Source organism: Pseudomonas sihuiensis (assembly GCF_900106015.1).
GTDB lineage: Bacteria > Pseudomonadota > Gammaproteobacteria > Pseudomonadales > Pseudomonadaceae > Aquipseudomonas > Aquipseudomonas sihuiensis.
This window is the reverse complement of record NZ_LT629797.1, coordinates 4,164,162-4,190,742: the sequence shown is the minus strand read 5'-3', so window position 1 is coordinate 4,190,742 and position 26,581 is coordinate 4,164,162. Positions and strand designations below refer to the sequence as shown.

At 65.1% G+C, this 26,581-nt stretch carries 25 protein-coding genes; 10 read left to right on the top strand and 15 right to left on the bottom strand.

What is annotated here, in order from left to right; all coding sequences use genetic code 11:
• Window positions 1-46 precede the first annotated feature (46 nt).
• Window positions 47-1,618, top strand: a complete 1,572-nt coding sequence (locus BLT86_RS19725) for a SulP family inorganic anion transporter (protein ID WP_017676321.1) — start codon at window positions 47-49, stop codon at window positions 1,616-1,618.
• Window positions 1,619-1,677: 59 nt separating this feature from the next.
• On the opposite strand, the gene aroE is transcribed toward BLT86_RS19725, so the two are convergent.
• Both aroE and hemF read right to left on the bottom strand, forming a co-directional pair.
• On the bottom strand, window positions 1,678-2,499 hold the full coding sequence (aroE, locus tag BLT86_RS19720) for a shikimate dehydrogenase (RefSeq protein WP_017676320.1): 822 nt from the start codon (window positions 2,497-2,499) through the stop codon (window positions 1,678-1,680).
• Window positions 2,500-2,656: 157 nt separating this feature from the next.
• Window positions 2,657-3,574, bottom strand: coding sequence for an oxygen-dependent coproporphyrinogen oxidase (hemF, locus tag BLT86_RS19715; protein ID WP_026088510.1), 918 nt, complete (start codon window positions 3,572-3,574; stop codon window positions 2,657-2,659).
• A 147-nt stretch (window positions 3,575-3,721) separates the two neighbouring features.
• Here hemF and BLT86_RS19710 point away from each other — a divergent pair, with 147 nt between their 5' ends.
• A complete protein-coding gene (locus BLT86_RS19710; RefSeq protein ID WP_017676318.1) occupies window positions 3,722-4,699 on the top strand; it encodes an NADPH:quinone reductase in 978 nt (325 codons plus the stop codon).
• A 64-nt stretch (window positions 4,700-4,763) separates the two neighbouring features.
• On the opposite strand, the gene BLT86_RS19705 is transcribed toward BLT86_RS19710, so the two are convergent.
• The 3 genes from BLT86_RS19705 to BLT86_RS19695 form a co-directional block, all read right to left on the bottom strand.
• A complete protein-coding gene (locus BLT86_RS19705) occupies window positions 4,764-5,321 on the bottom strand; it encodes an L-threonylcarbamoyladenylate synthase (RefSeq protein WP_017676317.1) in 558 nt (185 codons plus the stop codon).
• A 76-nt stretch (window positions 5,322-5,397) separates the two neighbouring features.
• Window positions 5,398-6,513 carry a DNA-processing protein DprA gene (gene dprA, locus BLT86_RS19700; RefSeq protein WP_026088509.1) on the bottom strand — a complete coding sequence of 372 codons (1,116 nt, stop codon included), beginning with the start codon at window positions 6,511-6,513 and terminating at the stop codon, window positions 5,398-5,400.
• Between the two features lie 81 nt (window positions 6,514-6,594).
• Window positions 6,595-7,632 (bottom strand): LysM peptidoglycan-binding domain-containing protein, encoded by a 1,038-nt coding sequence (locus tag BLT86_RS19695; protein ID WP_017676315.1) that lies wholly within the window; start codon window positions 7,630-7,632, stop codon window positions 6,595-6,597.
• A 153-nt stretch (window positions 7,633-7,785) separates the two neighbouring features.
• Here BLT86_RS19695 and def point away from each other — a divergent pair, with 153 nt between their 5' ends.
• The 5 genes from def (at window position 7,786) to BLT86_RS19670 (ending at window position 12,395) form a co-directional block, all read left to right on the top strand.
• Entirely contained in the window at window positions 7,786-8,292 is a 507-nt protein-coding gene (gene def / locus BLT86_RS19690; RefSeq protein ID WP_013713230.1) for a peptide deformylase, read from the top strand.
• A gap of 52 nt (window positions 8,293-8,344) precedes the next feature.
• Window positions 8,345-9,289 (top strand): methionyl-tRNA formyltransferase, encoded by a 945-nt coding sequence (gene fmt / locus BLT86_RS19685; protein WP_092379093.1) that lies wholly within the window; start codon window positions 8,345-8,347, stop codon window positions 9,287-9,289.
• The gene (rsmB, locus tag BLT86_RS19680; RefSeq protein ID WP_092379090.1) at window positions 9,286-10,599 is read left to right on the top strand and encodes a 16S rRNA (cytosine(967)-C(5))-methyltransferase RsmB; all 1,314 of its coding nucleotides are present in this window, start codon (window positions 9,286-9,288) and stop codon (window positions 10,597-10,599) included. Before fmt ends, rsmB begins: the two co-directional genes overlap by 4 nt.
• 11 nt (window positions 10,600-10,610) lie before the next feature.
• On the top strand, window positions 10,611-11,984 hold the full coding sequence (gene trkA, locus BLT86_RS19675; protein WP_017676312.1) for a Trk system potassium transporter TrkA: 1,374 nt from the start codon (window positions 10,611-10,613) through the stop codon (window positions 11,982-11,984).
• Window positions 11,985-12,068: 84 nt separating this feature from the next.
• The gene (locus BLT86_RS19670) at window positions 12,069-12,395 is read left to right on the top strand and encodes a tetratricopeptide repeat protein (RefSeq protein WP_092379087.1); all 327 of its coding nucleotides are present in this window, start codon (window positions 12,069-12,071) and stop codon (window positions 12,393-12,395) included.
• 177 nt (window positions 12,396-12,572) lie between these two features.
• Here the strand turns inward: BLT86_RS19670 and BLT86_RS19665 are convergent, their stop codons facing one another.
• From BLT86_RS19665 to ehuR, 10 genes are all read right to left on the bottom strand, one after another.
• Entirely contained in the window at window positions 12,573-13,949 is a 1,377-nt protein-coding gene (locus tag BLT86_RS19665) for an aspartate aminotransferase family protein (protein ID WP_092379082.1), read from the bottom strand.
• 20 nt (window positions 13,950-13,969) lie between these two features.
• A complete protein-coding gene (locus BLT86_RS19660) occupies window positions 13,970-15,433 on the bottom strand; it encodes an NAD-dependent succinate-semialdehyde dehydrogenase (RefSeq protein ID WP_092379079.1) in 1,464 nt (487 codons plus the stop codon).
• 200 nt (window positions 15,434-15,633) lie between these two features.
• Entirely contained in the window at window positions 15,634-16,284 is a 651-nt protein-coding gene (locus BLT86_RS19655; RefSeq protein WP_017676308.1) for a 7-cyano-7-deazaguanine/7-aminomethyl-7-deazaguanine transporter, read from the bottom strand.
• Window positions 16,285-16,439: 155 nt separating this feature from the next.
• Window positions 16,440-17,006 (bottom strand): C40 family peptidase, encoded by a 567-nt coding sequence (locus BLT86_RS19650; protein ID WP_033377397.1) that lies wholly within the window; start codon window positions 17,004-17,006, stop codon window positions 16,440-16,442.
• Window positions 17,007-17,452: 446 nt separating this feature from the next.
• Window positions 17,453-17,929 carry an Lrp/AsnC family transcriptional regulator gene (locus tag BLT86_RS19645; RefSeq protein WP_017676305.1) on the bottom strand — a complete coding sequence of 159 codons (477 nt, stop codon included), beginning with the start codon at window positions 17,927-17,929 and terminating at the stop codon, window positions 17,453-17,455.
• A 125-nt stretch (window positions 17,930-18,054) separates the two neighbouring features.
• Window positions 18,055-19,056 (bottom strand): N(2)-acetyl-L-2,4-diaminobutanoate deacetylase DoeB, encoded by a 1,002-nt coding sequence (doeB, locus tag BLT86_RS19640; protein WP_017676304.1) that lies wholly within the window; start codon window positions 19,054-19,056, stop codon window positions 18,055-18,057.
• 119 nt (window positions 19,057-19,175) lie between these two features.
• Window positions 19,176-20,366, bottom strand: coding sequence for an ectoine hydrolase DoeA (doeA, locus tag BLT86_RS19635; protein WP_092379074.1), 1,191 nt, complete (start codon window positions 20,364-20,366; stop codon window positions 19,176-19,178).
• A gap of 58 nt (window positions 20,367-20,424) precedes the next feature.
• Window positions 20,425-21,402, bottom strand: a complete 978-nt coding sequence (eutC, locus tag BLT86_RS19630) for an ectoine utilization protein EutC (RefSeq protein ID WP_092379072.1) — start codon at window positions 21,400-21,402, stop codon at window positions 20,425-20,427.
• A gap of 9 nt (window positions 21,403-21,411) precedes the next feature.
• Window positions 21,412-22,383, bottom strand: coding sequence for a hydroxyectoine utilization dehydratase EutB (eutB, locus tag BLT86_RS19625; protein ID WP_092379069.1), 972 nt, complete (start codon window positions 22,381-22,383; stop codon window positions 21,412-21,414).
• Window positions 22,384-22,682: 299 nt separating this feature from the next.
• Window positions 22,683-24,080 carry a MocR-like ectoine utilization transcription factor EhuR gene (gene ehuR, locus BLT86_RS19620; protein ID WP_092379066.1) on the bottom strand — a complete coding sequence of 466 codons (1,398 nt, stop codon included), beginning with the start codon at window positions 24,078-24,080 and terminating at the stop codon, window positions 22,683-22,685.
• Between the two features lie 242 nt (window positions 24,081-24,322).
• Between ehuR and ehuB the strand changes: the two genes are divergently transcribed.
• The 3 genes from ehuB (at window position 24,323) to ehuD (ending at window position 26,551) form a co-directional block, all read left to right on the top strand.
• Complete coding sequence (gene ehuB / locus BLT86_RS19615) at window positions 24,323-25,168, top strand: ectoine/hydroxyectoine ABC transporter substrate-binding protein EhuB (RefSeq protein ID WP_017676299.1); 846 nt, start codon at window positions 24,323-24,325, stop codon at window positions 25,166-25,168.
• 64 nt (window positions 25,169-25,232) lie between these two features.
• Entirely contained in the window at window positions 25,233-25,892 is a 660-nt protein-coding gene (gene ehuC / locus BLT86_RS19610; protein ID WP_017676298.1) for an ectoine/hydroxyectoine ABC transporter permease subunit EhuC, read from the top strand.
• Window positions 25,889-26,551: an ectoine/hydroxyectoine ABC transporter permease subunit EhuD gene (gene ehuD / locus BLT86_RS19605; RefSeq protein WP_017676297.1), complete on the top strand. Its 663-nt coding sequence runs from the start codon at window positions 25,889-25,891 to the stop codon at window positions 26,549-26,551. The genes ehuC and ehuD overlap by 4 nt, the downstream gene beginning before the upstream one ends.
• Window positions 26,552-26,581: the final 30 nt, after the last annotated feature.

Below are 26,581 nucleotides of genomic sequence, written 5' to 3'. Positions count from 1 at the left end.
AAGTGAGTAGGGTGGAGTCGCCTGCGGCCCACCCTCGACCCGAATCATGCGCCTACCTGACCGACAGACCCTGCTGCCGTTTCTCCGCTGGTTGCCTGGCATCAGCCGCAAGACCCTCGGCAACGATCTGCTGGTGGGCCTGACCGGCGCCATCCTGGCCCTGCCGCAATCGCTGGCCTACGCGCTGATTGCCGGCCTGCCCGCCGAATACGGCCTGTACGCCGCCATCGTGCCGGTGATCATCGCCTGTCTGTGGGGCTCGTCCTGGCACCTGATCTGCGGGCCGACCGCCGCGATCTCCATCGTCCTGTTCACCAGCGTCAGCCCCATGGCGCGCATCGGCAGCGACGAATTCATCGCCCTGATCCTGCTGCTGACCTTTCTCGCCGGGCTGTTCCAGTGGCTGCTAGGTATGCTGCGCTTCGGCGCCCTGGTGAACTTCGTCTCGCAGTCGGTGGTGCTCGGCTTCACCCTCGGCGCGGCGCTGGTGATCGCCATCGGGCAGATGCCCAATCTGCTCGGCGTCGAGGTCGCCAACCAACCCACGGCCCTGACCAGCCTGCTGCAGATCGGCCAGCACCTGCCCGAGGCGCACTGGCCGAGTCTGGCCCTGGCGGCCTTCACCCTGCTGCTCAGCGTAGCCGTGCGCAAGCTCTGGCCCAAGGCACCTGCGTTGCTGATCGGCCTGGTCTGCGGCAGCCTGCTGGCCTGGTTGCTGCCTGCGCGCTTCACCGCTGACATTGCCCTGGTCGCACCATTCACCAGCGGCCTGCCACCGCTGACTGCGCTGAGTTTCGACCTCGACGACGTGCTGCGCCTGCTACCGGCAGCGGTGGCCTGCGGCATGCTCGGGCTGGTCACCAGCCTGTCCATCGCTCGTGCGCTGGCGGTGAAATCGCACCAGTTCCTCGACGCCAACCAGGAGGTGCGCGCCCAGGGCCTGTCGAACATGCTCGGGCCGTGGTTCTCCGCCTCGCTGTCGGCCGGCTCCTTCACCCGCTCGGCGCTGAACCTGCAGGCTGGCGCGCGTACGCCGTTGGCCGGGGTGTTCTCGGCGCTGCTGGTGGCGCTGTTCGCGGTGTTCGGCGCAGCGCTGCTGACGCATATCCCGCTGCCGGTGATGGCGGCCGGCATCCTGCTGATCTGCTGGGGCCTGGTGGATCTGCCGGCGATCCGTGCACTACGTCGAGTCAGCCGCTCCGAGTTCATGGTGATGCTGCTGACCTTCGCCGCCACCCTGGTGCTGGAGCTGCAGACGGCGATCTACGCCGGCGTGTTGGCCTCGTTGTTCTTCTACCTCAAGCGCACCTCGCAGCCGCGCGTGCGCCTATGGCAGGACGGCGAAGACGAGGTGCTGCGCATCGAGGGCTCGATCTTCTTCGGCGCCTGCCAGTACATTCAGCAGTTGCTGCAGCGCAGCCGCGGGCAGCGCCTGGTGATCGACGCGCGGCACATCAACTTCATCGACTATGCCGGCGTGGAGATGCTGCATCAGGAGGCACGCCGCCTGCAGGCGCTGAAACGCAGCCTGGTAATGCGTCAGGCACGGCCGCCAGTGGTGGAGGAAATTCTCAAGCTCGAAGGCGCCGAGCGCTGCCCGGTGTTGTTCGAGGATTGAGTGAGATACGGGCGGTGCGCGCGGCGCACCCCACCTGGCGGCGCAGGGAACGCTGAGGTTCAGCCCGCCAGTTGACGGCGCAGCTCAGCCAGCACCGGCGCGGTGTCCGGACGCACGCCACGCCACAGCTCGAACGCCTCGGCCGCCTGCTCGACCAGCATGCCCAGCCCGTCCAGGCAGCGCGCCGCGCCCTGCTCGGCTGCCCAGCGGTTGAAGGCGGTCGCCTCACGGCCGTACATCATGTCGTAGCAGACGGTATGACCAGGCTGGATCAGGCTCGGCGCGATCGGCGGCAGCTCACCACCGAGGCTGGCGGAAGTACCGTTGACGATCAGGTCCACCGGCGCATCGATCCAGTCGAAGCCAGCGGCGACCAGCGGACCGAGATCGGCGAATTCACGCACCAGTTGTTCGGCCTTGGCCACGGTACGGTTGGCGATCACCAGCACGGCCGGCTTCTGCGCCAGGAAGGGTTCGAGCACACCGCGCACGGCACCGCCGGCACCCAGCACGAGGATGCGCTTGCCGGCCAGGCTGAAGCCAGCGTTGTCCTGCAGATCACGAGTCAGGCCGGCACCGTCGGTGTTGTCGCCCAGCAGGCGGCCGTCGGCCAGTTTCTTCAGGGTATTCACCGCGCCGGCGCGACGCGCACGCTCGGTCAGCTCGTCGGCCAGGCGAAAGGCCTCTTCCTTGAACGGTACGGTGACGTTGCCACCTTGGCCTTCGGCGAAGAAGGCGCGGGCATCGCCAACGAAGTCATCCAGCGGCGCCAGGCGTGCATCGTAGGTCAGCGCCTGGCCGGTTTGCTCGGCGAACAGACGGTGGATCAGCGGCGATTTGCTGTGGCCGATGGGGTTGCCGAAGACGCAGTAGCGGTCCATGGAAAGTCCTGTTTGTGTAGGAGCCAGCTTGCTGGCGATTCGCTCTGGGCCAGATCACCCGCAAGCGGTCTCCTACGGGAAAATGGCGCCAGTTCGTAGCCCGGATGAAATCCGGGGCGGCCTATAAACTGTCCCGGATTGCATCCGGGCTACAGGATCATGACGTGGCCGACAGCCAATCACGATCGGTCAGGAAGTACTCGGTCAGGCGCGCCTCGATGCTGCCCGGCTCCGGCTTCCAGTCATAGCCCCAGCGCACATGCGGCGGCAGCGACATGAGGATCGACTCGGTGCGCCCGCCGGACTGCAGGCCGAACAGCGTGCCACGGTCGAACACCAGGTTGAACTCGACGTAGCGGCCGCGGCGAAAGGCCTGGAACTCACGCTCACGCTCGCCGAACGGCATCAGCTTGCGGCGCTGGACAATGGGCAGATAGGCCTGGATGTAGGCATCACCAATGGCACGCATGAAAGCGAAGCTGGTATCGAAGTCCCACTCGTTGAGGTCGTCGAAGAACAGCCCGCCGATGCCACGCGGCTCGCCGCGATGCTTGAGGTGGAAGTAGCGGTCGCACCAGGCCTTGAACTTGGGGTAAACCTCGGCGCCGAACGGCGCACAGGCGTCATGCGCAACCTGGTGCCAGTGCACGCAGTCCTCTTCATTGGCGTAGTAGGGCGTGAGGTCGAAACCACCACCGAACCACCACACCGGCTCCTCGCCTGCCTTCTCGGCGCTGAAGAAGCGCACGTTGGCGTGCGAGGTCGGCACGTAGGGGTTTTCCGGATGGATCACCAGCGACACGCCGAGGGCCTGGAAGCCACGACCGGCCAGCTCGGGGCGATGGGCGCTGGCCGACGGCGGCAGGCTGTCGCCGAACACGTGGGAGAAATTCACCCCGCCCTTTTCGATCAGCGCGCCGTTCTCGATCACCCGCGTGCGCCCACCACCACCGGCCGGACGCTGCCAGGCGTCCTCGGCGAACACGGCCTGGCCGTCTTCGGCTTGCAGGGCAGAGCAGATGCGATCTTGCAGGTCGAGCAGGTAGGCCTTCACGGCCTCGGTACGGTCAGTCACGGCGGCACCTTGAACAGAGAGCAGGTCGAAATCGGCGGGCAGCATAGCATTCACCCAGGCACATCCGCAGTTGACGTCGGTCAATCGGGACGATTGGATAGGCTCTTTCGCCGCTTGCAGCGGCGCCGATCAGACAAGGAATCCGAGATGGCCAAGCGTATCGAGTTCAGCCAGCACGGCGGCAGCGACGTGCTGCAGTACCGTGACTACCAGCCGGCAGCACCTGGCCCGCGCGAGGTGCGCGTGGCCAACCGGGCCATCGGCCTGAACTTCATCGACACCTACTTCCGCAGCGGCCTCTATCAGCCGCCCGCGCTGCCGTCGAGCCTGGGCACCGAAGGTGCCGGCGTGGTCGAGGCGATTGGCAGCGAGGTCGAAGGCCTCAAAGTCGGTGACCGCGTCGCCTACGCCACCGGCCCGCTCGGCGCCTACAGCGAACTGCACGTGCTGCCCGCCGACAAGTTGGTGAAACTGCCGGACAACATCAGCTTCGAGCAGGCCGCTGCGGTGATGCTCAAGGGTCTGACCGTGCAGTACCTGTTGCGCCAGACCTATGAGCTCAAGGGTGGCGAGACCATCCTGTTCCACGCTGCGGCCGGCGGTGTCGGCTCCTTTGCCTGCCAATGGGCCAGAGCGCTGGGTGTGAAGTTGATCGGCACCGTCAGCTCGGCCGAGAAAGCGGCGCGGGCCAAGGAACAGGGTGCCTGGGCGACCATCGACTACAGCCATGAAAACGTCGTGCAGCGCGTACTGGAACTGACCGACGGCGCCAAGTGCCCGGTGGTCTACGACGGCGTCGGCAAGGACACCTGGGAAACCTCGCTGGACTGCGTGGCACCGCGCGGCCTGCTGGTCAGCTTTGGCAATGCCTCGGGCGCGGTAACCGGCGTCAACCTGGGCATCCTCGCGCAGAAGGGCTCGCTGTACGTCACCCGCCCGACCCTGGCCGGCTACGCCACCAGCGCGCAACGCCTGCAGGCCATGGCCGACGACCTGTTCGGCATGATCGCCAGCGGCAAGCTGCAGGTGGAAATCAGCAACCGCTACGCGCTCAAGGACGCCGCCGCCGCACAGGATGCGCTGAGCTCAAGGCAGACCACCGGCTCGACCATTTTGATGCCGTAAAACAGTCGCGGCTAAAGCCCCTCCCACGATCGTGGGAGGGGCTTTAGCCGCGAGCATTGGCCAGTCAGGACGGGCGAATTACATCGCCCGTACGCAGGTCACGAATCAGACTGGGATTCTTGCGTCCACCCAAGGCGCCGCCGAGCACCTTGTCCAGTTCATCCGGGAAGTACTGCTCGACGCGCAGACGCGAACGCGCTGAAGGGCGCCCCGCCGGGTTGGCCGAGGTGGAGATCAGCGGCCCGGTGTAGCGGCACAGCGCACGCACCAGCGGATGGTCACTGACGCGCAGGGCAACGGTATCGTGCTGACCTGTGACCCACTCGGGCAGACGATTCTGATGCGGCACCAGCCAGGTGTTCGGACCTGGCCAGCTGCCGGCCAGGCGCTCCTGCCAGACCTCAGGCAGATCATCGAGCAGGAAGTCGAACTGTTCGATGTCGTCGGCCACCACGATCAGCCCCTTGTGCATCGGCCGCTCCTTGAGCGCCAGCAGGCGATACACCGCCTCTTCATTCCAGGGATCGCAGCCCAGGCCCCAGACCGCCTCGGTCGGATAGGCGATCACGCCCCCCTCACGCACCACTCGCGCCGTTTGCTGTATCTGCCAGTTGCTGGCCATCGACTGTCTCCCGCGGAATCAATGGGCGGCAGTCTATCCAAGCCAATGGTTGCCTGCCACGGGCCTTAACAGCCTGTTAACGATTGCGCGCCAGCCAACGCCCGGCCTCGTTACACACCAGACCATCGAGCTCCAACTCGGTCAAAGCTCCCAGCACCTGTGACAGCGGCCAACCGCTGGCCTGCACCAGCGCCTCGGTGCTGTGCGGCGCGGCATGCAGCAAAACCAGCAATGGATGCTCGACGCTAGCAAGCGGCACCGATACAGGTTCGGCGGTTGGAGTCTGCCAGCCATGCAGGGCTTCGAGGATATGCTCGATGCTTTCCACCAGGGTGGCGCCATCCCGAATCAGTTGATGGCAGCCTCGCGCTCCGGGATGGTGGATGGAGCCAGGAATGGCGTAGACCTCGCGCCCCTGCTCGGCGGCCAGGCGCGCGGTGATCAGTGAGCCACTGGAAGGGCTGGCCTCGACCACCAGTACACCCAGCGACAACCCACTGATGATCCTGTTGCGCCTCGGGAAATTACTGGCCTGCGGTGGACAGTCCAGAGGCAATTCTGAGACCAGCGCGCCACCTTGCTCGATGATCTGCGCCGCCAGCCCCACATGCCGCCGCGGGTACAGGCACTGCAAGCCAGTGCCCAGCACGGCCACCGTTTTGCCGCCGCCCTCCAGCGCCCCCTGATGCGCGGCGCCATCGATCCCCAATGCCAGACCGCTGGTGATGACGAAACCACCGCCCGCCAGGCTACGGGCAAAGGCCCGCGCGTTATCCAGGCCGGGCTGCGAGGCGCGTCGACTGCCGACCATGGCCAGTTGCGGCGCCTCCAGCACACCCGGATCGCCCGCCACGAACAACAGCGGCGGCGCATCCGCCAGCTCGCCGAGCAGAGCCGGATAGGCTGGATCGTCCCACATCACCACATGCTGATCAGGCTGATCCAGCCAGTGCAGGGCAGCAGCCGCTCGCTCGCGGATATCCGCACTGCGCCGGGGCTCGGCGCAGGCAGCCGGCAACCCCAACGCACGCCAGGCGCTGGCCGGCGCACTGAGCGCAGCCGAGGCGCTATCGAAAGCGCTCAGGAGTTTGCGAAAGCGCCGCGGCCCCAGCTCTGGCAATAGATGCAGACGCAAGCGGGCTTCGAGCTCGGCAGGAGAAACGGCGGGGGAAAGCGAGGAGGATGCAGGCATGGCGATTCTTCCCTGATAAGTCGCACCGCCATCCTGGCGGCCAGAAAGCACGAGCCCCGCTAGTGCGGGGCTCGTTGGGCATTACGGGTTGCGGACCTTGTCCATCACCGCCAGTTGACGGCTGGCCTGCAGTACCAGACCGTAGCTGAGCTTGTCATAGGTGCGGAACACCATCAGCAAGCCGGAGCGCTCGTCCGGGATCTTCACGTTTTCGCCGGTAACGCGGTCACGTACGGTCTCGCCGGTCTTGAACACCGCCAGCACGTTGCCGATTTCCAGGCCATCGCGCAGCCCCTTGTTCAGGGTGACAACGTCGAACTGGCCGATCTGGCTGACGCCGCGCGGCACATCGAGGATCAAGCCGTCGATGTCGGTTATCGGTTCGCTGGGCATGAAGGTGGAGTTGATCGCACGCTCCTCGGTGGGGAACAGGCGATCTCCCAGGCGTACTTCCTGAGTCGAGCGCTTCAGCAGCAGGGTACCGACATCACCTTCTTCGGCCACGATCTCGCCAGAACCGACATCATCGGCGTTGATACCGAGGAATTCCTGAGTCTCAGGGTCCACGTAGGTCTTGCCCTGACGGAAGATGCCGTAGATCGGGTTCTGTTCGTCGAACTCGCCACGGGCGTAGACACGATCGCCAGCGCCGCTGACCACGCGCTCGGCGTTGCCGGCGACGACGTAAGGCTTGCCGTTGAATTCTTCCGGCGTGTCGACGATACGGTTGCTCAGCAGGAAGCTGTTGATCGCCTCCAGCGGGATAGTCGGGATCGCTTCGGCCATTGGCGTGCTGCGCACCTGCGGCGACAGCTTGATGGTACCGCGCGACTCACCGCGGTTGAGCATCAGGCGCGGCTGACCGTCAACGTAGACCAGGTTGAGGGTATCGCCGGGATAGATCAGGTGCGGGTTGGCGACCTGTGGGTTGGCGTGCCAGATCTCCGGCCATTTCCACGGCTGGCGCAGGAACTTGCCGGAAATGTCCCAGAGGGTATCGCCCTTGACCACTGTGTAGCGGTCCGGGTGACCGTCCTTGAGTTGCACTTCGGCCTGAGCCAAGCTGGTCAGGGCCAGTCCGCCAGCTGCAAAGAGCAGGGCGAGTAGTGATTTCCTCATACGGTGAATCCCTTTATTATGTGCCTTCACGTGAAGCGCCCTAGCGCCGCGTGCCAAACCCGCTGAATACGCGGCGTGAAGCCGTTTTTCAATGCTGTTCATCATCTTAGCAGCGGATTTTGACTTTATTCCACAAGTGCATCACAAACGCATATGGCGATCCTGAATATCCTTGAATTTCCTGATCCACGCCTGCGTACCATCGCCAAACCGGTGGACGTCGTGGACGACTCGATCCGTCAGCTGGTCGACGACATGTTCGAGACCATGTATGACGCTCCGGGTATCGGCCTGGCCGCGACGCAGGTCAACGTGCACAAGCGCGTGGTGGTCATGGACCTGTCCGAGGACAAGTCCGAACCGCGGGTGTTCATCAACCCCGAGTTCGAGTCGCTGACCGACGAGATGGACCAGTACCAGGAAGGCTGCCTGTCGGTGCCCGGCTTCTACGAGAACGTCGACCGCCCACAGAAGGTCAAGATCAAGGCACTGGACCGCGATGGCCAGCCCTACGAGCTGATCGCCGAAGGCTTGCTCGCCGTGTGCATCCAGCACGAGTGCGATCACCTCAACGGCAAGCTGTTCGTCGATTACCTGTCCAACCTCAAGCGCGACCGCATCAAGAAGAAGCTGGAAAAACAGCATCGCCAGCGCGCCTGACGCCCCATCTTGAAGGCTTGCTACGGCAAGCCTTTTCTTTTAGCGAGCCTCCATGCCTGACTCATTGCGTATCGTCTTTGCCGGCACCCCGGAATTCGCCGCCGAACATCTCAAGGCCCTGCTGGCCAGCCCGCACCAGATCATTGCGGTCTACACCCAGCCGGATCGCCCGGCCGGCCGTGGTCAGAAGCTGATGCCGAGCCCGGTCAAGCAGCTTGCTCTGGAGCACGGTATTGCCGTCTACCAACCGGCCAGCCTGCGCAATGAAGAGGCCCAGGCCGAGCTGGCGGCGCTCAAGCCGGACCTGATGGTGGTGGTCGCCTACGGCCTGATCCTGCCGCAGGTGGTGCTCGACACCCCGCGCCTGGGCTGCATCAACAGTCACGCCTCCTTGCTGCCACGCTGGCGTGGCGCAGCGCCGATCCAGCGCGCGGTGCAGGCCGGCGATGCCGAGAGTGGGGTCACCGTGATGCAAATGGAAGCGGGCCTGGACACCGGACCGATGCTGCTCAAGGTGAGCACGCCGATTAGTGCTGACGATACCGGCGGCAGCCTGCATGACCGCCTCGCCCAGCTTGGTCCGCAGGCGGTGCTGCAGGCCATCGACGGCCTGGCTGCCGGCACGCTGAAGGGTGAAGTGCAGGACGATGCCCTGGCCAACTACGCGCACAAGCTGAATAAAGAAGAAGCGTTTCTGGACTTCAGCCGCCCGGCCGTGGAATTGGAGCGCCTGGTGCGCGCTTTCCATCCCTGGCCGATCTGCCACACCACGCTGAGCGGCGATGCGCTGAAAGTGCATGCCGCTGAGATTGGAGAAGGCAAGGGCGCGCCGGGCAGCATTCTCGCCGCTGACAAGAGCGGTCTGACCGTGGCCTGCGGCGAAGGCGCGCTGCGCCTGACCCGTCTGCAGTTGCCCGGCGGCAAGCCGCTGGCCTTCAGTGATCTGTATAACAGCCGCCGCGAGCAGTTCGCCCCCGGCCTGGTACTCGGTCAATGAACCCACGCCTGGCCGCCGCCCGCGCCCTGACCGCCGTGCTGTCCGGCAAGGCTTCGCTGGGCAGCAGCCTGCCACCACAGCTGGACAAGGTCGAGCACCACGACCGCGCCCTGGCGCAGGATCTGGCCTTCGGCGCCGCACGCTGGCAACCACGTCTGCAACTGCTGGCCGAGAAGCTGCTGGAAAAACCCTTCAAGGCTGCCGACAAGGACGTGGAAGCGTTGCTGCTGATCGGCCTCTACCAACTGCTGCACAGCCGCATCCCCGAGCACGCCGCCATCGGCGAAACGGTCGGTTGCGCTGGAGCGCTAAAGAAGCCCTGGGCCAAGGGCCTGCTCAACGCCGTGCTGCGCCGCGCTCAGCGCGAGCATGAAGCGATTTTCGCCGAACTCGATCGCGATCCGGTGCTGCACAGCGCGCACCCACGTTGGCTGCAGAAGGCGCTCAAGGCGCATTGGCCGCAGCACTGGCAGGCCATCTGCGCCGCCAACAACGCCCATCCGCCGCTGATCCTGCGCGTCAATCGCCGCCACGGCAGCCGCGACGCCTACCTCAACGAGCTGCGCGAGGCTGGCATCGAAGCCGAACCCTGCACCCATAGCCGCGACGGCGTGCGTCTGTTGCAGCCCTGCGACGTGACCACCTTGCCCGGCTTCAAGGAAGGCCGCGTCAGCGTCCAGGACGAAGCCGCGCAACTGGCCGCCGACCTGCTCGAGCTGGCGCCTGGCCAACGTGTGCTGGACGCCTGCGCCGCGCCGGGCGGCAAGACCTGTCACCTGCTGGAAGTCGAGCCGGGACTCAGCGAAGTGGTCGCCGTGGATCTGGAAGCCAAGCGCCTGGCGCGCGTACGCGAGAACCTCGAGCGTCTGCATCTGGAAGCCACGCTGATCGCCGCCGACGGCCGCGATACCGGCGCCTGGTGGGACGGCCGGCCATTCCAGCGCATCCTGCTCGACGCGCCGTGCTCGGCCACCGGGGTGATCCGCCGTCATCCGGACATAAAGCTGACTCGCAAACCTGAAGACATTCCCGCCCTGGCCCAGCTACAGGGCGAGCTGCTCGATGCGCTGTGGCCGACCCTGGCACCCGGCGGCATCCTGCTCTACGCCACCTGCTCGGTGCTGCCAACGGAAAATAGCGAGACCATCGCCGCCTTCCTCGCCCGCACCCCCGACGCGCAGGAAGTCGCCATCACTGGCGAGTTCGGCCTGCAGCCAGCCCACGGTCGCCAGTTGCTGCCACAGCTGGACGGCCACGACGGCTTCTACTATGCCAAGCTGATAAAGACCGCTGTGACCAGCCACAGCTAACGGAGCGATCAGTGAAAATCATCATTCTCGGCGCCGGCCAGGTGGGCGGCACCCTGGCCGAACACCTCGCCAGCGAGGCCAACGACATCACCGTGGTCGACACCGATGGCGACCGCCTGCGCGACCTCGGCGACCGCCTGGACATCCGCACCGTGCAGGGCAAGGGCTCCTTCCCCACCGTGCTGCGCCAGGCTGGCGCCGATGATGCCGACATGCTGGTGGCGGTGACCAATAGCGACGAAGTCAACATGATGGCCTGTCAGGTGGCCTACACCCTGTTCCACACGCCGACCAAGATCGCCCGGGTGCGCGAGGCGGCCTACCTGACCCGCGAGGCGCTGTTCGACAACGAAGCGATTCCGGTCGATGTGCTGATCAGCCCCGAGCAGGTGGTGACCAACTACATCAAGCGCCTGATCGAATACCCCGGCGCCCTGCAGGTGATCGACTTCGCCGAAGGCAAGGCGCAACTGGTGGCGGTCAAGGCCTACTACGGCGGCCCGCTGGTGGGCCAGCAACTGCGCCAGTTGCGCCAGCACATGCCCAACGTCGATACCCGCGTCGCGGCGATCTTCCGCCGCAACCGGCCGATCATGCCCAAGGGCGACACCGTGATCGAGGCCGATGACGAAGTGTTCTTCATCGCTGCCAAGGCGCACATTCGTGCGGTGATGAGCGAGATGCGTCGTCTCGAGGACAGCTACAAGCGCGTGGTGATCGCCGGTGGCGGCAATATCGGCGAGCGTCTGGCCGAGGCCATCGAAAGTCGCTACCAGGTGAAGATCATCGAGATGAACCCGGCGCGCTGCCGCTATCTGTCGGAGAACCTCGACAGCACCATCGTGCTGCAGGGCAGTGCCTCGGATCGCGACCTGCTGGTGGAAGAGAACATCAACGATGCCGACATCTTCCTCGCCCTGACCAACGACGACGAGGCCAACATCATGTCCTCGCTGCTGGCCAAGCGCCTGGGTGCGCGCAAGGTGATGACCATCATCAACAACCCGGCCTATGTCGACCTGGTGCAGGGCGGCGAGATCGACATCGCCATCAGCCCGCAGCTGGCCACCATCGGCACCCTGCTGACCCACGTGCGCCGCGGCGATATCGAAAGCGTGCATAGCCTGCGCCGCGGCGCAGCCGAGGCGCTGGAGGTGATCGCCCATGGCGATGCCAAATCGAGCAAGGTGATCGGCCGTGCCATCGAAGACATCGCCCTGCCACCGAGCACCACCATCGGCGCCATCATCCGCGACGAACAGGTGCTGATCGCCCACGACGACACGGTGATCGAGTCTGGTGACCACGTGATCCTGTTCCTGGTCGACAAGAAGTACATCCGCGACGTCGAGCGCCTGTTCCAGGCCGGTCTGACGTTCTTCTGAATAAAACCGTAGCCCGGATGCAATCCGGGGATGAATCGCGCCGGGCCTCACCCGGATTGCATCCAGGCTACACGGAGAAGGCTCATGAGCGCCGAAGCGCTGGAAAAGATGCTGGCCAAGGGCATGGACAACGCCCTGCTGCGCTTCGGCCTGGGCAAGGCCCACCTGGATGGTGGTAACGCCGCCCAGGCTGCCGAGCACCTGCAACGTTGCGTCGAATTCGACCCCGGCTATTCCGCTGCCTGGAAACTGCTGGGCAAGGCACTGCAAGCCGAAGGCAACACCGAGGCAGCACGCCAGGCCTGGCAGCAGGGCCTCAAAGCCGCCCAGGCCAAGGGTGACAAGCAGGCCGAGAAGGAAATGAGCGTGTTTCTGCGCAAGCTGGACAAGCCAGAGAGCAATCGCGGCTAAAGCCCCTCCCACAAGCTCAGTACTACCCCGCTGATCGAAAAGCCCGCCGCGGACTGTGGGAGGCACTTCAGCGGCGAGCTTCTGGGCATCCCTGGAGGTCGCCGATCCCGGCTCAGGGCTCAAGCCGTCGCGGCTGAAGCCCCTCCCACAGGACGGCAACCTACTGCTCTAGCGAGCTCAAAGCACCTCGCTGGCCACCGCATCCACCGCCGCCTTGGCAATCCCCACTATCTCGTCCGCCTCAGCCTTGGTCAGCACCAGCGGCGGGGCGAAGCCGAGGATGTCGCCGTGCGGCATGGCGCGGGCGATCATGCCGCGCTCCAGGCAGGCAGCGGAAACCCGCTGGCCGACCTTGAGCGCCGGGTCGAATGGCGTGCGCGCCTCCTTGTCGGCCATGAACTCCAACGCGGCGAGCATGCCGACGCCGCGTACCTCGCCCACCAGCGGGTGGCCTTCGAAGGTCTGGCGCAGTTGCTGGTTGAGGTAGGCGCCGACGTCGGCGGCGTTGGCAGAGATATTTTCCTTTTCGAGAATATCCAGGTTGGCCAGTGCGGCGGCAGCGCAGATCGGGTGACCGGAGTAGGTCCAACCATGGCCCATGGCTCCGTCACGGCTGGAGGCCTCATCGATCACGTTCCACACCTTCTCGCCGACGATCACCGCTGAAAGCGGCGCATAGGCGCTGGTCAGTCCCTTGGCGGTGGTGATCAGGTCCGGCTGCATGCCGAACATCTGGCTGCCCATCGGCGTGCCCAGACGACCGAAGGCGCAGACCACTTCGTCGGCGATCAGCAGGATGTCGTACTTGGCCAGCACCGCCTGGATCGCCTCCCAGTAACCGGTGGGCGGGACGATGATGCCGCCGGTGCCCATCACCGGCTCGCCGATAAAGGCGGCCACGGTCTCCGGCCCCTCGGCCAGGATCAGACGCTCCAGATCCTCGGCGCAGTGGCGGACGAAGGCTGCCTCGTCCATGCCGGCCGGCGCCTTGTAGAAGTGCGGGCAGGCGGCGTGCTTGATGTCCGCGTGGGGCAGGTCGAAGTGCTGGTGGAAGCTGGCCAGGCCGGTGAGGCTGCCGGTCATGATGCCCGAGCCGTGGTAGCCGCGCTGGCGGGAGATGATCTTCTTCTTCGCTGGGCGGCCGAGCACGTTGTTGTAGTAACGCACCAGCTTGATCTGGGTCTCGTTGGCGTCGGAGCCGGACAGACCGTAATAGACCTTCTTCATGCCCTTGGGCGCCCAGTCGATGATGCGCGCCGACAGCTCGATGATCGCCTCGGTCGAGTGGCCCACGTAGGTGTGGTAGTAGGCCAGCTCCTTGGCCTGCTTGTAGATCGCCTCGGCCACCTCGGTGCGACCGTAACCGATGTTCACGCAGTACAGCCCGGCGAAGGCGTCGAGCAGCTCGCGGCCTTCATGGTCACGAATACGGATACCCGAGGCGCCGGTGATGATACGGCCCTTGAGCGCGCCGCTGGCGTGATCGTGGGCGTGGGTGGACGGGTGCATGAAGTGGGCACGGTCCTGGGCGAACAACTCGTCGTAATGGCTCATGAAAAATCCTCCGGTTTGGCTCAGTAGCGCTGGCCCTGATGATGAATGCAGAAGTATTTGGTCTCGACGAAGGGCTCGAAGCCTTCCGTGCCGCCCTCACGGCCGAGGCCTGAGGCTTTCATGCCACCGAATGGGATCGGGTGGCCGGTGAACTTGGTGCCGTTGACCGCGACCATGGCGTGGTCGAGGCGGCGGATCAGCGGGTGGACGACGTCCACGCGGTTGGAACAAATGTAGGCGGCCAGACCGTATTCGGTGTCGTTGGCCATGGTCACAGCCTCGTCCAGGTTGTCGAAGGCGCGCACGCCGGCGATGGGGGCGAAGTTCTCCTCGCGGTAGATGCGCATGCTGTCGGTAACGTCGGCCAACAGCGTCGGCTGCCAGAACCAGCCGCCCAGCGCATGCGGCTCGCCACCGGCCAGCAGGCGCGCGCCCTGTTCGATGGCATCGGCGACCCGGGCGGCCGTCACGTCCAGCGCGGCCTGGTGCATCAGCGGGCCGATCTGATTGCGCGCGTCATGGCCCGGGCCGACGTGCAGGTCGCGCACGGCCTTGGCGAAGCGCTGTAGAAATTCTTCATAAACAGGGCGCTCGACCAGGATACGGTTGGCAGCGCAGCAGTCCTGGCCGGAGGTCTGGAACTTGGCGTCCAGCGCCACCTGCACGGCGTGATCCAGGTCGGCGTCAGCGCAGACGATCAACGGCGCGTTGCCGCCCAGCTCCAGCGCCACCTTCTTCACATCTTCGGCAGCGGCCTGCAGCACCAGCTTGCCGACGCGGGTCGAGCCGGTGAAGCTCACCGAACGCACCCGCGTGTCCTTGACCAGGGTTTCCATAGCCATCTGCGGTTCGCCCAGCACCACGTTGAACACGCCGGCGGGCAGCCCGGCTTCCTCGGCCAATTGGGCCAGGGCAAAGGCGGAATAGGGCGTCTCGTGCGCCGGTTTGACCACCACGGTGCAGCCGGCGGCCAGGGCAGCGGCGGCCTTGCGGGTGATCATCGCACTGGGGAAATTCCAGGGTGTGAGCAGCGCGCAAACGCCGACCGGCTCCTTCAGCGTACCGAGCTGGGCACCGGGGATATGGCTGGGAATGGTCTGGCCGTAGAGCCGGCGCGCCTCTTCGGCGAACCAGGGAATGAAGCTGGCGGCGTAGCGGATCTCGCCACGGGCTTCGGCCAACGGCTTGCCCTGTTCCTGGCTGAGGATGCGCGCCAGGTCTTCCTGATGCTGCAGGATCAGCTCGGCCCAGCGCCGCAGCAACGCCGCGCGGGTTTCCAGGCTCTGCTCGCGCCAGTCGGCGAAGGCGCGCTGGGCGGCGTCCACCGCGGCGATGATCTGCGTCTGGCCAAGCATCGGCACATGGCCGATCACGCTCTGGTCGGCCGGGTTGTGCACGGCGATGCTGGCGCCGTCGTCACTGTGCAGCCAGTGACCGTCGACGTAGCACAGCGATTTGAACAGCAGGGGATGGTCGAAGGGCATGGCAATGTCTCCGGGCCGATGGGCATGGGAGACATGCTAGGGAAGGGTGGCTTGGCGTTTTTTCCAAGCGCCCCCGGCGTCACCTCAGTTTTTTCTGAAGGTGGCGGGGCAATAGGAGAATTCTCGTGTGGCGTAGCCCGGATGAAATCCGGGGCAGGGCACAGAACATTCCCGGATTGCATCCGGGCTACGGATTCAGCTCAGGCCGTGGCGGTACGCTGCGGCAACGCCCGCACGATGGCACTGAGCAGCATGCCGTACAGCGGCACGAAGAGGATCAGGCTGATGGCCAGCTTGATCACGTAGTCCACCGTGGCGATCTCCACCCAGTTGGCCGCCATGAACGGATCGTCGCTGCGCCAGAAGGCCACCGAGAAGAACAGGAAGGTATCGAGCAGGTTGCCGAGGATGGTCGAGGCCGTCGGCGCGACCCACCACTGGCGCATCTGCCGCAAACGGTCGAACACCTGGATATCGAGCAACTGGCCGAAGGCGTAGGCCAGGAAACTGGCCACGGCGATACGGAAGACAAACAGGTTGAATTCGCCCAGCGCCAACAGGCCGCCAAATGCACCTTCGTGGAACAGCACCGACACCACGTAGGAGGCGACCAGCGCAGGTAGCATCACCCGGGCGATCACCACCCGTGCGGCATGCTTGCCGATCAGACGCACGGTCAGGTCGGTGGCCAGGAAGATGAACGGGAAGCTGAACGCACCCCAGGTGGTATGCCAGCCGAACAGGGTGATCGGCAGCTGCACCAGGTAGTTGCTGGCGATGATGATGAGGATATGGAAGGCGATCAGGCCGGCCAGCACGGGCCGACTGACCGACGCAGGAATCAGGGTCATATCGATGTCCTTTTTCATGAAGTGGGGTGAGGGAACCCACTGCCGCAGCCGACATGGCCACGAGCGGCGCGCATTCTAGCGCGTTGTTGACCCACGGGATAGGTTTTGCCGCAGATGGCCAGGCCGCTCGGATGAAAGGTCGCGCCGTCGCTGACTCAGGCCTCCGGCACCACCCGCTTGGCCAGTTGGAAATGACGCTGCCAGTACGAATTGTTGAGGCGGTCGATACGCACCTTGGTGCCGCGCCGCGGCGCGTGGACGAAGCGGCCCTCACCGATGTAGATGGCCACGTGATCCACCGAGCGGCTGCGAATGCGGAAGAACAGCAGATCGCCGGGCTGCAGATCGCTGCGCTTCACCGACGGTGCATCCAGGCGTGACAGTGCGCGCGAGGTACGCGGCAGGTCGAGGTCGTCCTGAGTCTTGAAGGCATATTGCACCAGGCCGCTGCAATCGAAGCCGTGGCGCAGGCTGGTACCACCCCAGCGGTAAGGCGTGCCCAGTGCACCGAGGGCGCGGTCGATCACTTCGCTGGCCGGTTTGGGCGCGGCCGCTGGCGCAGTGGCTGGAATGGTGTGAATGCGAAAGGTGGCGGAGGCTTGGGTACAAATTCCCAGTAAAAGAGCGCCTCCCAGGCAAAGTGACATGAAGAATTTATTCAAACCCAGTGACCCTGGTGATTGGCCTTTGCGCGGAAGCCCTTCCGAATCAAGGCATTGCATCGGAAACGGACCTCCTGCCCGTCCCGGAGACGGACTGCCTGGAAAAGTCTTTGGTTCATTTTCAAGCGAGACGAGTCGACGAACGGTTTGCCGCTGAAGCCTTCGTATTCCCGACCAATCGCGCCCAATTGCACCCCTCCGTCTGAGCCGCCCCTACAGGCCGTTAAGGCCACGGAGCGACCCATACCGACGGCGTGAGTAGCCACGGCGATGGCCTGACGGCGGTGAAGACGAAGAGCTGCTGCCCTCGGTCGAGCCACTGACTGTAGAGTGGGTTAGCGACGCTGAACGTGAATCGAAGATGCCCACTATCGCGGCGCGTAACCACAGGCGATGAAACGTAGCGCTCCGATGGTGGGTTACGCCGCAGCCAATGGGGTGAAACGCTCGGTCACCTCGGCAGGCGGCTAACCCACCAGATGCCCGACATCTCATGGCGGCGTACCTTAGTCGTCCAGTTCTGCGGGCGCACCTGCCGTGTCCGCCTTGATGGTCTTGGTGACGATGTAAGTGAAGTAGCGCTCGATGCCGAGGTCTTCCAGCAGCAGTTGGTCGATGAAGCGCTGGTAGTGGTCGATGTCGCGGGCGCGGATCATCGCGATGTAATCGACGCCGCCACCGGTGGCGTAGCAGAAGCCCACCTCCGGCGCCTCGCTCAGGCGCTGCTCGAAGCGGCGCATGTCCTGCGCGGTGTGGCGGGCCAGGGTGATTTCCACCAGCACCTGTTGGCTGCGAAACAGCGCTGCCCAATCGATCTGCGCGCGGTAGCCCTTAATCAGCCCGGCGCTTTCCAGCTTGCGCACCCGCTCCCAGGCAGGCGTCACCGACAGGTTGATCGCCTCGGCCAGGGCCGACTTGGTGATCCGCCCGTCGCCTTCGAGGATGCGCAGGATCTTCAGGTCATAGCGGTCGAGCTTGTGCATCGGCAGTACGCCTATCTTGGGAACGATGCGAGGCCTGTAGGAGCGAGCTTGCTCGCGAAGTTTTTGCCTTACCGGCGTTCATGAGCATGGCCAGGCGCTCTCACAGCGGCTGCAGGTTGGGTTTCTCAACTCACCACCTCGGCGATGACCGCGAGGGTATCACCACCTTTCACCAACCCCGGAAAATGCCGCGCAGCGAGCAGGCCGCTGCGTTTGGCGCGGTATTCCCGGGCCGGCTCGCCGGTGCGACGGGCGCTGTGCACGCGGGCGATTACCTCGCCTTTCTCGACGTGCTCGCCGAGGTCACGGCACATCTCCAGCAGGCCGTCATCCTCGCTGGCGACGAAGCAGTCGCCGTCGAGCATATCCAGCATCACCGATTCACCGGCTTCGATTTCACCCTGCAGCAAGCCGAAGTGGATCAGCAGGTTGCGCACCCCGCGCTCGGCGATGGCCAGGCTTTTCGCCGTGCTGCTACCGCCGCCACCCAGTTCGGTGGTGACGAACACCTTGCCCAGCTCCTCGGCGGCGGTGTCGTACATGCCCACTGCGTCCAGTTCCAGCATGCGCATGCAGTAGGGCGCGGCGAAGGCGCGCATGCCGGCGGCGCAGGCAGCGTCCTGGGCCGCATCCGGCAACATGTGGCAGGCGGCGAACGGCAGGAAGTCCAGGGTCTTGCCGCCGGAGTGGATGTCCAGCACCACGTCGGCCAGCGGCAGCAGCGTGCGCTGGAAGTAATCGGCGATCTTCTGCGTCACCGTGCCGTCCGGCTTGCCGGGGAAGCTGCGGTTGAGGTTGCCCTTGTCGATGGGCGAGGTGCGGGTGCCAGCCTGCACCGCCGGGGTGTTCATGAACGGCACGATGATCACTCGGCCAGTGACGTCCTCGGCGCGCAGGCGCTGGGCCAGCTTGCTCAGTGCCAGCGGGCCTTCGTACTCGTCACCGTGGTTGCCGCCGGTAAGCAGCGCGGTGGGGCCGCTGCCGTGCTTCACCACGGTAACCGGGATCATCACCGCGCCCCAGGCCGAGTCGTCGCGGGAATAGGGCAGCTTGAGGAAGCCGTGTTGTACGCCGTCACGGTCGAAATCGACCGTGGGGCTGATGGGGTTGTCGCGCAGTTGGGTCATGGTGCAAAGCCCGGCATAAGTGGATGTCTCGATAGCGCCGCTTTTCGTAGGAGCTGGCTTGCCAGCGATGCGTTGTTGATGCGGATCGCCGGCAAGCCGGCTCCTACAATCAAGCGGCATCAATCCTTCACGAACAGCTTGCGCGGTACGTCGCAGAGGGTTTCCACGCCGCTGTCGGTGATCAGGATCGATTCGGTGATCTCCAGGCCCCAGTCGTCCAGCCACAGGCCGGGCATGAAGTGGAAGGTCATCCCTGGCTGCAGCACGCTCTCGTCGCTCGGACGCAGGCTCATGGTGCGCTCGCCCCAGTCCGGCGGATAACTGATACCGATGGGGTAGCCGCAGCGGCTGTCCTTGTGGATGCCGAACTTCTCCAGCACCTTGAAGAAAGCACGGGCGATATCGCCGGTGGTATTGCCCGGTTTTGCAGCCTCCAGGCCGGCGGCGATGCCTTCGACCACGGCTTTCTCGCCATCGAGGAAATGCTGAGGCGGCTTGCCCAGGTAAATAGTGCGCGACAGCGGGCAGTGGTAGCGCTTGTAGCAGCCGGCGATCTCGAAGAAGGTGCCGGCACCGCTGATCATCGGCGAGTCGTCCCAGGTCAGGTGCGGTGCGCTGGCATCGGCGCCGGTGGGCAACAGCGGCACGATGGCCGGGTAGTCGCCGCCGTGGCCGTCGGCACCGAGGATGCCGGTGCGGTAGATCTCGGCGACCAGCTCGTTCTTGCGCAGGCCCGGTTCGATCTTGTCGAAGATCGCCGCGTGCATCTTCTCGACGATCTTCGCCGCGACGCGCATGTAGCCGATTTCGGTAGGCGACTTGATCGCCCGCTGCCAGTTGACCAGCGCAGTGGAGTCGACGAAGCGCGCGCTGGGCAGGTTGCGCTGCAGCGAGGCGTAGGCAGCGGCGCTGAAGTAGTAGTTGTCCAGCTCGACGCCGATGCTGAGCTTGTCCCAGCCACGTGCGGCGATGACCTCCTTGGACAGGTAGTCCATCGGGTGGCGCTCGGTGGACTGCACGTAGTGGTCGGGGTAACCGACGATGTTGCTCTGCTGCATGAACACCGTGCGCTTGGCGCCGTTGGCATCCTGGCCACGGCCATACCAGACTGGCTCGCCGTCCAGCGCCAGCAGCACGCACTGATGCACGTAGAACGACCAGCCGTCATAGCCGGTGAGCCAGGCCATGTTCGACGGATCGGTGACGATCAGTAGCTCGATGCCCCTGGCCTGCATGGCGCTGCGCGTCTTGGCCAGGCGCTGGGCATATTCCTCCCGGCTGAAGGGGAGGTTGACGACGATTTCGGACATTGCGTTGCCCTCGTGATGGAACGGTTATTCAGGCGCGGCGTGCCGCGCCCGCAGGTTTTCAGGAGTCGAAACTGAGGCCTTTGCCGGCCGCGACAGCGCGCTGGTAGGCGAGGCTGGCGATGGCGGTGTCCTGGGCGCCGGTACCGGTGAGGTCGCACAGGGTGATCTGCTCGGCCGAGGTACGCCCCGGCCGCTGCCCGGCGATGACCTGGCCGAGTTCGGCGAAATCAGCATCCGCAGCAACCAGGCCGGCGGCGATGGCGTGATTGAGCTCACCGAGCACGCGGGTCTGGCTCAGGCGGTCGGCGACATAGGCATCGACCCGCGCCAGCACGGCCGGGGCGATCTCGTTCTTGTGCTCGGCATCCGAGCCCATGGCGGTGATATGCAGGCCCGGACGCAGATGCTGCGGCTGGATCAGCGGCTCGCGACTCGGCGTGGTGGTGATGGCGATATCGGCGCCATCCAGCGCGGCGTCGACGCTGTCCACCGCGCGCGCATCGTCCAGTTCGGCAGCCATGGCCTGGGCCTTGGCGGGATCACGCGCCCAGATACGCACCTCGCGCACCTCACGCACCAGGCGCAGGGCCTGCAGCTGCAAGCGCGCCTGCTCGCCGGCACCGAGGACGGCGACCACCTTGGCGTCCTCGCGGGCCAGCCATTTGGCGGCGATGGCGCCAGCGGCAGCAGTACGCACCGCGGTGAGGTAGCCGTTATCCAGCAGCAGCGCATCGGCCAGGCCGGTCTGTGCCGAGAACAGCATCATCAGGCCGTTGAGGCTGGGCAGGCCAAGCTTGGGGTTGTCGAAGAACCCGGGGCTGACCTTGATGGCGAAATGCGCCACACCGGGCAGGTAAGCGGTCTTCACGTCCACCTCGCCGTTATGCTCGGGCACGTCCAGACGCAGGATCGGCGGCATCGCCACCGCGGCCGTGGCGAGCAGGCGAAAGGCGTTTTCCACCACCTCGAGGCTGTCGGTGTCGAGGCCGACGCACCCGCGCAAATCGGCCTGGTTGAGTATCAGGGTCTTGCTCATGGAGGCTCCTCAGGCGTCGGCGCCGTTGAGCACGCGCAGGTGCTGGTCGATATCAATGTTGCGGCCGCTGATCACCACCACCACCGGGCCACGCGGCTCGACCAGCCCGTCGAGCAGGGCAGCGATACCGACGGCGGCAGCGCCCTCGACCACCAGCCGCTCCTCGCGGTAGGCATGGCGAATGCCACGGGCGATGGCGGCCTCGTCGAGCAGGTGAACCTGGTCGCACAGCTCGCGAGTGATGGAATAGGTGAAGCGGTTGTCCAGGCCGATACCGCCACCGAGGGAATCGGCCAGGGTCGGCAGCTCTTCCACCTCGACCGGCTCACCAGCCTCGAGGCTGGCGTGCATGGCGGCGCCCAGTTGCATGCTGATGCCGTGGGTACGAATGGCCGGGCTGGCCGCCTTGATCGCCAGCGCCACGCCGGCGAACAGGCCGCCGCCCGACAGCGGCACCAACACTTCGCAGACATCCGGGCACTGCTCGAGAATCTCCAGGCCCAGGCTGCCCTGGCCGGCGATCACGTGCGGGTGGTCGAAGGGCGGGATGAACGCGGCGCCCTGCTCGCGAGCAATGCGCAGGGCTTCGCGCTGGGCATCGTCCTGGCTGCGGCCGCTGATCACCACCTCGGCGCCCAACTCACGAATGGCGCGCACCTTGTTCTGCGGCACCAGCTCGGAGAGGCAGACGATGGCCTTCACGCCCTGCTGCGAGGCGGCGAAGGCAAGCGCACGGCCATGGTTACCGGTGGAGGCAGTGACCACGCCAAGGCCTTTCTGCTCGGCATCCAGCTGCGCCACCGCGTTGCTCGCACCGCGCAGCTTGAAGCTGCCGGTGGCCTGCTGCGACTCCAGCTTCAACCACACCGGCACACCGGCCAGGCGACTCAGGCTCGGTGAGTGCTCCAGCGGCGTCTGACGCACTAGTCCGGCGATACGCTGGCGAGCCTGGAGCAGGTCATCGAAGGGGATGGAAGACATGGCGCACGTTCCGTGAAGGTGTGCGGCCGAGTGTATGAGCGGGAAATTGAGCGGCTGAATGTACTAGGACGATTTTTTATTCGGGTACTTCAAGAGGTAAACAATCGGTGCGTTTGCATAGGGTGCGCCGTGCGCACCGATGCAACCCGGAAGCATTGGTGCAAACCGCTCCCGGATTTCATCCGGGCCACACGAGCCCCTCTCCCCAACCCTCTCCCGCAAGCGGGAGAGGGGGCTAAATCCTTGTACCGTTGGAAGTGTTGTAGGAGCGGCTTCAGCCGCGAAACTCTTCAACAGCGCTAAAAATCATGCACCTTCGGGTACTGCTCGAAGACGTCACGCACGATCTGCACGCCCTGGCGCATCTTCGCTTCGCTGCATTCGGCGCCGACGCACAGGCGCACCGCGCGCGGCCGAGGCATGCCGGGCGGGACGAAGGGATCGGGCAAGGTCAGCGCAACGTTGCGCCGACGCAGCTCGCGCAGCAGGCCATCGGTTTCCCAGCCTTCGGGCACGCGCAACCAGCTGTTGAGCGAATAGGGATGGTTGCCGATCAGGTGCTCGCCCAGTTCCTGCTCCACCAGCGCCTGCCGGTTGGCCAGCAGTTGCCGCTGCAACTGCACCAGGTCCTCGGCCTCGCCAGAGTCGATCCAGCGCGTGGCGATCTCTCCGAGCAACGACGGCGCCATCCAGCTGTTGACCCGCAGGATGCTCTCGGTGCGCAGGGCCAGGCGTTTGGGCATCACCAGATAACCTATGCGCAGGCCGGTGAGCACCGATTTGGTCATGCTGGTGCAGTAGAACGACAGCTCCGGCGCGTAATGGCTGAGCGGCCGCGTGGCCTGCTGGCCGGCCAGCAGCGGGCCGTAGACGTCATCTTCGATGATGTACACGCCATAGCGGCGGGCGATCTCGGCGATCTCGCGGCGGCGCTCGTCGGGCATCAGTGCGCTGGTCGGGTTGTTCAGGTTGGGCGTACAGACCAGCGCGGTGATCCGCTCGTTGCCGCACATGTCCTCGAAGTGCTCGGGGTTCAGCCCATAGCGATCCATCTCCAGGCCCTTGAGGGTGAAGCCGAGCACCTGCGAGCTGCCGATGGCGCCGTGGTCGGTCAGGCCTTCGCAGAGCACCACGTCATCCGGGCCGGCGAGGGTGGCCAGGGCGAGGAAAATACCGTGGGCAGCGCCGCTGGTCAGCAGCACGTCCTCGATACCGACATCCATGCCCAGACGCGCCAGCCAGCGCACTGCCGACTCGCGCTGGTGCTGCATGCCGGCTATCGGGCGAAAGGCGTGAATCCACGGCTGATCCGGCTCCTGCGCCAGCTCCAGACAGGTCTGTCGCCACAGGCGATCGTGGGCATCGGTGTGCAGGATGCGCGCGTTGGAAAAGTCCATCAGCGCCTGCTCGGTTTGATCGAGCATGCTGGTGGCCACCCGCTCGCTGGTGCGCCGCGAAACGAAACTGCCACGGCCCACCTCGCAACGCACGCGGCCCTGGCGCTCCAGCTCCTTGTAGGCGTTGGTCACGGTCTGCACGCTGATGCCCAGGGCATCCGAAACCTGGCGTTGCGGTGGCAACCGCTGGCCGTCGATCAGGGTACCCTGTTCGATATCGGCGGCGACTGCCTGGACCAGCAGCTTGTACTTCGATTCGCCCGGGCGAGCGTTAGCCAGGGCCTTCTTCCAGTTGTGCATCGATGGCTCCTCCGGCGACTGCGTTCAAGCATCCCGCGTGAGGCGTTACGATTCAATTGTCCTAGTGCAATGCCGTAGCCAAAAAAGCCTTTGTATGCTCGGGCCAAGGGTGGAAAACAGTGCCTTGGCACCTCAGAAGAATTACCACCTGGCGTGAACAGCGCTCCAACGCTCTTGATTTACCTGCCTCCTAACACAGCACGCCGCCGTTGGCGGACTACAAGAAACAGGAGAACACCAAGATGAGTAGCGTTATCCCCTCCCGCTTCGGCCGCCTCGCGCTGGCCTGCACCCTGCTCACCGGCCTCGCCGCCGGCGCCCAGGCCTCGACCCTGGACAAGGTCAAGGACAGCAGCAGTGTGCGCATCGGCTACGCCAACGAAACCCCCTTCGCCTACACCGCTCTCGATGGCAGCGTTACCGGCGAGTCACCGGAGATCGTCAAGAAGATCTTCGAGCGCATGGGCGTCGAGAAGATCAACCCGGTGCTCACCGAATGGGGTTCGCTGATCCCCGGCCTTCGCGCCAGCCGCTTCGACCTGATCGCCGCCGGCATGTACATCACCCCCGAGCGCTGCAAGCAGGTGCTGTTCACCGACCCGCACTACCAACTGCCCGACACCCTACTGGTGAAAACCGGTAACCCGAAGGGCCTGCACAGCTACGAAGACATCGCCAAGAGTGGGGCCAAGGTGGCGATCATGTCCGGCACGGTGAACCTGGGTTATGCCCGCAGCGCCGGCATCACCAACGACCAGATCCTCCAGGTGCCGGACACCACCGCACAGTTGCAGGCCGTGCGCGCCGGGCGTGCCGATGCCGCCGTCGGCACCCAGCTGACCATGAAGGGCCTGGCCGACAAGGGCGGCGACAGCGTCGAAGCCATCGCCGAATTCAAGGACGATCCGGCCCATACCGGTTACGGCGCCCTGGCCTTCCGCCCGGAAGACAAGGAGCTGCGCGATGCGGTGAATGCCGAGCTGAAGCAGTGGCTGGGCAGCGAAGAGCACCTGGCCACGGTGGGGCCCTTCGGCTTCGACCAGTCCAACATCACCGACAAGACCGCCGCCGAACTCTGCGGCCAGTAATGCACGGGTAACGCCGCGCACCCAGGTGCGTGGTGTATTTCCCTGCATAGAGCGGTAGACATCCATGACCGATCTTCTTCCCCTGCTGCTGCAAGGCGCCTGGGTCACCGTGCAAGTCACCTTCTGGGGCTCGCTGCTGGCCATCGTCAGCGCGGTGATCGCTGCCCTGGGCAGGCTGTCGCCAATTGGCCCGCTGCGCTGGCTGGCGATCACCTACATCGAAATCTTTCGCGGCACCTCGCTGCTGGTGCAGCTGTTCTGGCTGTATTTCGTGCTGCCGATGCCGCCATTCAACGTCGAGATGAGCGCCTTCACCGTGGCCGTCGTCGGCCTCGGCCTGCATATCGGTGCCTATGGCGCGGAAGTGATGCGCGGCGCGATACGCTCGGTGGCCAAGGGTCAGTACGAGGCCTGTACGGCACTGAACATGCGACCCTCGAAACGCTTCCTGCGCATCATCCTGCCGCAGGCGCTGCTGGCGGCGATTCCACCAGGTACCAACCTGCTGATCGAACTACTGAAGAACACCTCGCTGGTATCGCTGATCACCCTGTCTGACCTGGCCTTCCGCGCCCGTCAGCTGGATCAGGCGACCTTCATGACGCTGGAGATCTTCGCCCTGACCCTGCTGCTGTATTTCGTCATGGCCCAGGTGATCAACCTCGGCATGCGCCTGCTGGAAAAACGCCTGAGCCGTGGCCGGATGCGCGGAGGCCTGCAATGAATTTCTTCGACTGGGATTTCGCCCTGAGCATCCTCCCGGATCTGCTCAAGGCCTCGCTCAATACCCTGCTGATCACCTTCGCCGGTTTTGCCATCGCCATCGTCCTCGGCCTGCTGCTGGCCATCGCCCGGCGCAGCAAGCACCTGTGGCTGTCCTGGCCGGTGGCCGGGCTGATCGAGTTCATCCGCAGCACGCCGCTGCTGATCCAGGTGTACTTCCTGTTCTACGTGTTCCCCAACTACGGCCTGAATCTCACCGCGCTGCAGGCGGGCATCCTCGGCATCGCCCTGCACTACGCCTGCTACACCGCCGAGGTGTATCGCGCCGGGCTGGATGCCGTGCCGCGTGGCCAGTGGGAAGCGGTGACGGCATTGAACATGTCGCCGCTGTCGGCCTACCGGCAGATCATCCTGCCGCAGGCACTGCGGCCGATCCTGCCGGCGCTGGGCAACTACCTGGTGGCCATGCTCAAGGACACCCCGGTGCTGTCGGCCATCACCGTGGTGGAGATCATGCAGCAAGCCAAGAACATCGGCTCGGAGAGCTTCCGCTACCTCGAGCCCATCACCATGGTCGGTCTTTTCTTCCTGCTGCTCAGCCTGGCCCTGGCCTGGTGCGTGCGGCGCGTGGAAGATCGGCTGGAGGTCACTGCCCGATGACTGCTTTCCTCAACTCCACAGACGCTGCCG

Coding starts and splice junctions, on each gene's coding strand:
- BLT86_RS19725 (WP_017676321.1), top strand. CDS start 47: ATGCGCCTACCTGACCGACAGACCCTGCTGCCGTTTCTCCGCTGGTTG.
- aroE (WP_017676320.1), bottom strand. CDS start 2,499: ATGGACCGCTACTGCGTCTTCGGCAACCCCATCGGCCACAGCAAATCG.
- BLT86_RS19710 (WP_017676318.1), top strand. CDS start 3,722: ATGGCCAAGCGTATCGAGTTCAGCCAGCACGGCGGCAGCGACGTGCTG.
- BLT86_RS19705 (WP_017676317.1), bottom strand. CDS start 5,321: ATGGCCAGCAACTGGCAGATACAGCAAACGGCGCGAGTGGTGCGTGAG.
- dprA (WP_026088509.1), bottom strand. CDS start 6,513: ATGCCTGCATCCTCCTCGCTTTCCCCCGCCGTTTCTCCTGCCGAGCTC.
- BLT86_RS19695 (WP_017676315.1), bottom strand. CDS start 7,632: ATGAGGAAATCACTACTCGCCCTGCTCTTTGCAGCTGGCGGACTGGCC.
- def (WP_013713230.1), top strand. CDS start 7,786: ATGGCGATCCTGAATATCCTTGAATTTCCTGATCCACGCCTGCGTACC.
- fmt (WP_092379093.1), top strand. CDS start 8,345: ATGCCTGACTCATTGCGTATCGTCTTTGCCGGCACCCCGGAATTCGCC.
- rsmB (WP_092379090.1), top strand. CDS start 9,286: ATGAACCCACGCCTGGCCGCCGCCCGCGCCCTGACCGCCGTGCTGTCC.
- BLT86_RS19670 (WP_092379087.1), top strand. CDS start 12,069: ATGAGCGCCGAAGCGCTGGAAAAGATGCTGGCCAAGGGCATGGACAAC.
- BLT86_RS19665 (WP_092379082.1), bottom strand. CDS start 13,949: ATGAGCCATTACGACGAGTTGTTCGCCCAGGACCGTGCCCACTTCATG.
- BLT86_RS19660 (WP_092379079.1), bottom strand. CDS start 15,433: ATGCCCTTCGACCATCCCCTGCTGTTCAAATCGCTGTGCTACGTCGAC.
- BLT86_RS19655 (WP_017676308.1), bottom strand. CDS start 16,284: ATGACCCTGATTCCTGCGTCGGTCAGTCGGCCCGTGCTGGCCGGCCTG.
- BLT86_RS19650 (WP_033377397.1), bottom strand. CDS start 17,006: ATGCAATGCCTTGATTCGGAAGGGCTTCCGCGCAAAGGCCAATCACCA.
- BLT86_RS19645 (WP_017676305.1), bottom strand. CDS start 17,929: ATGCACAAGCTCGACCGCTATGACCTGAAGATCCTGCGCATCCTCGAA.
- doeB (WP_017676304.1), bottom strand. CDS start 19,056: ATGACCCAACTGCGCGACAACCCCATCAGCCCCACGGTCGATTTCGAC.
- doeA (WP_092379074.1), bottom strand. CDS start 20,366: ATGTCCGAAATCGTCGTCAACCTCCCCTTCAGCCGGGAGGAATATGCC.
- eutC (WP_092379072.1), bottom strand. CDS start 21,402: ATGAGCAAGACCCTGATACTCAACCAGGCCGATTTGCGCGGGTGCGTC.
- eutB (WP_092379069.1), bottom strand. CDS start 22,383: ATGTCTTCCATCCCCTTCGATGACCTGCTCCAGGCTCGCCAGCGTATC.
- ehuR (WP_092379066.1), bottom strand. CDS start 24,080: ATGCACAACTGGAAGAAGGCCCTGGCTAACGCTCGCCCGGGCGAATCG.
- ehuB (WP_017676299.1), top strand. CDS start 24,323: ATGAGTAGCGTTATCCCCTCCCGCTTCGGCCGCCTCGCGCTGGCCTGC.
- ehuC (WP_017676298.1), top strand. CDS start 25,233: ATGACCGATCTTCTTCCCCTGCTGCTGCAAGGCGCCTGGGTCACCGTG.
- ehuD (WP_017676297.1), top strand. CDS start 25,889: ATGAATTTCTTCGACTGGGATTTCGCCCTGAGCATCCTCCCGGATCTG.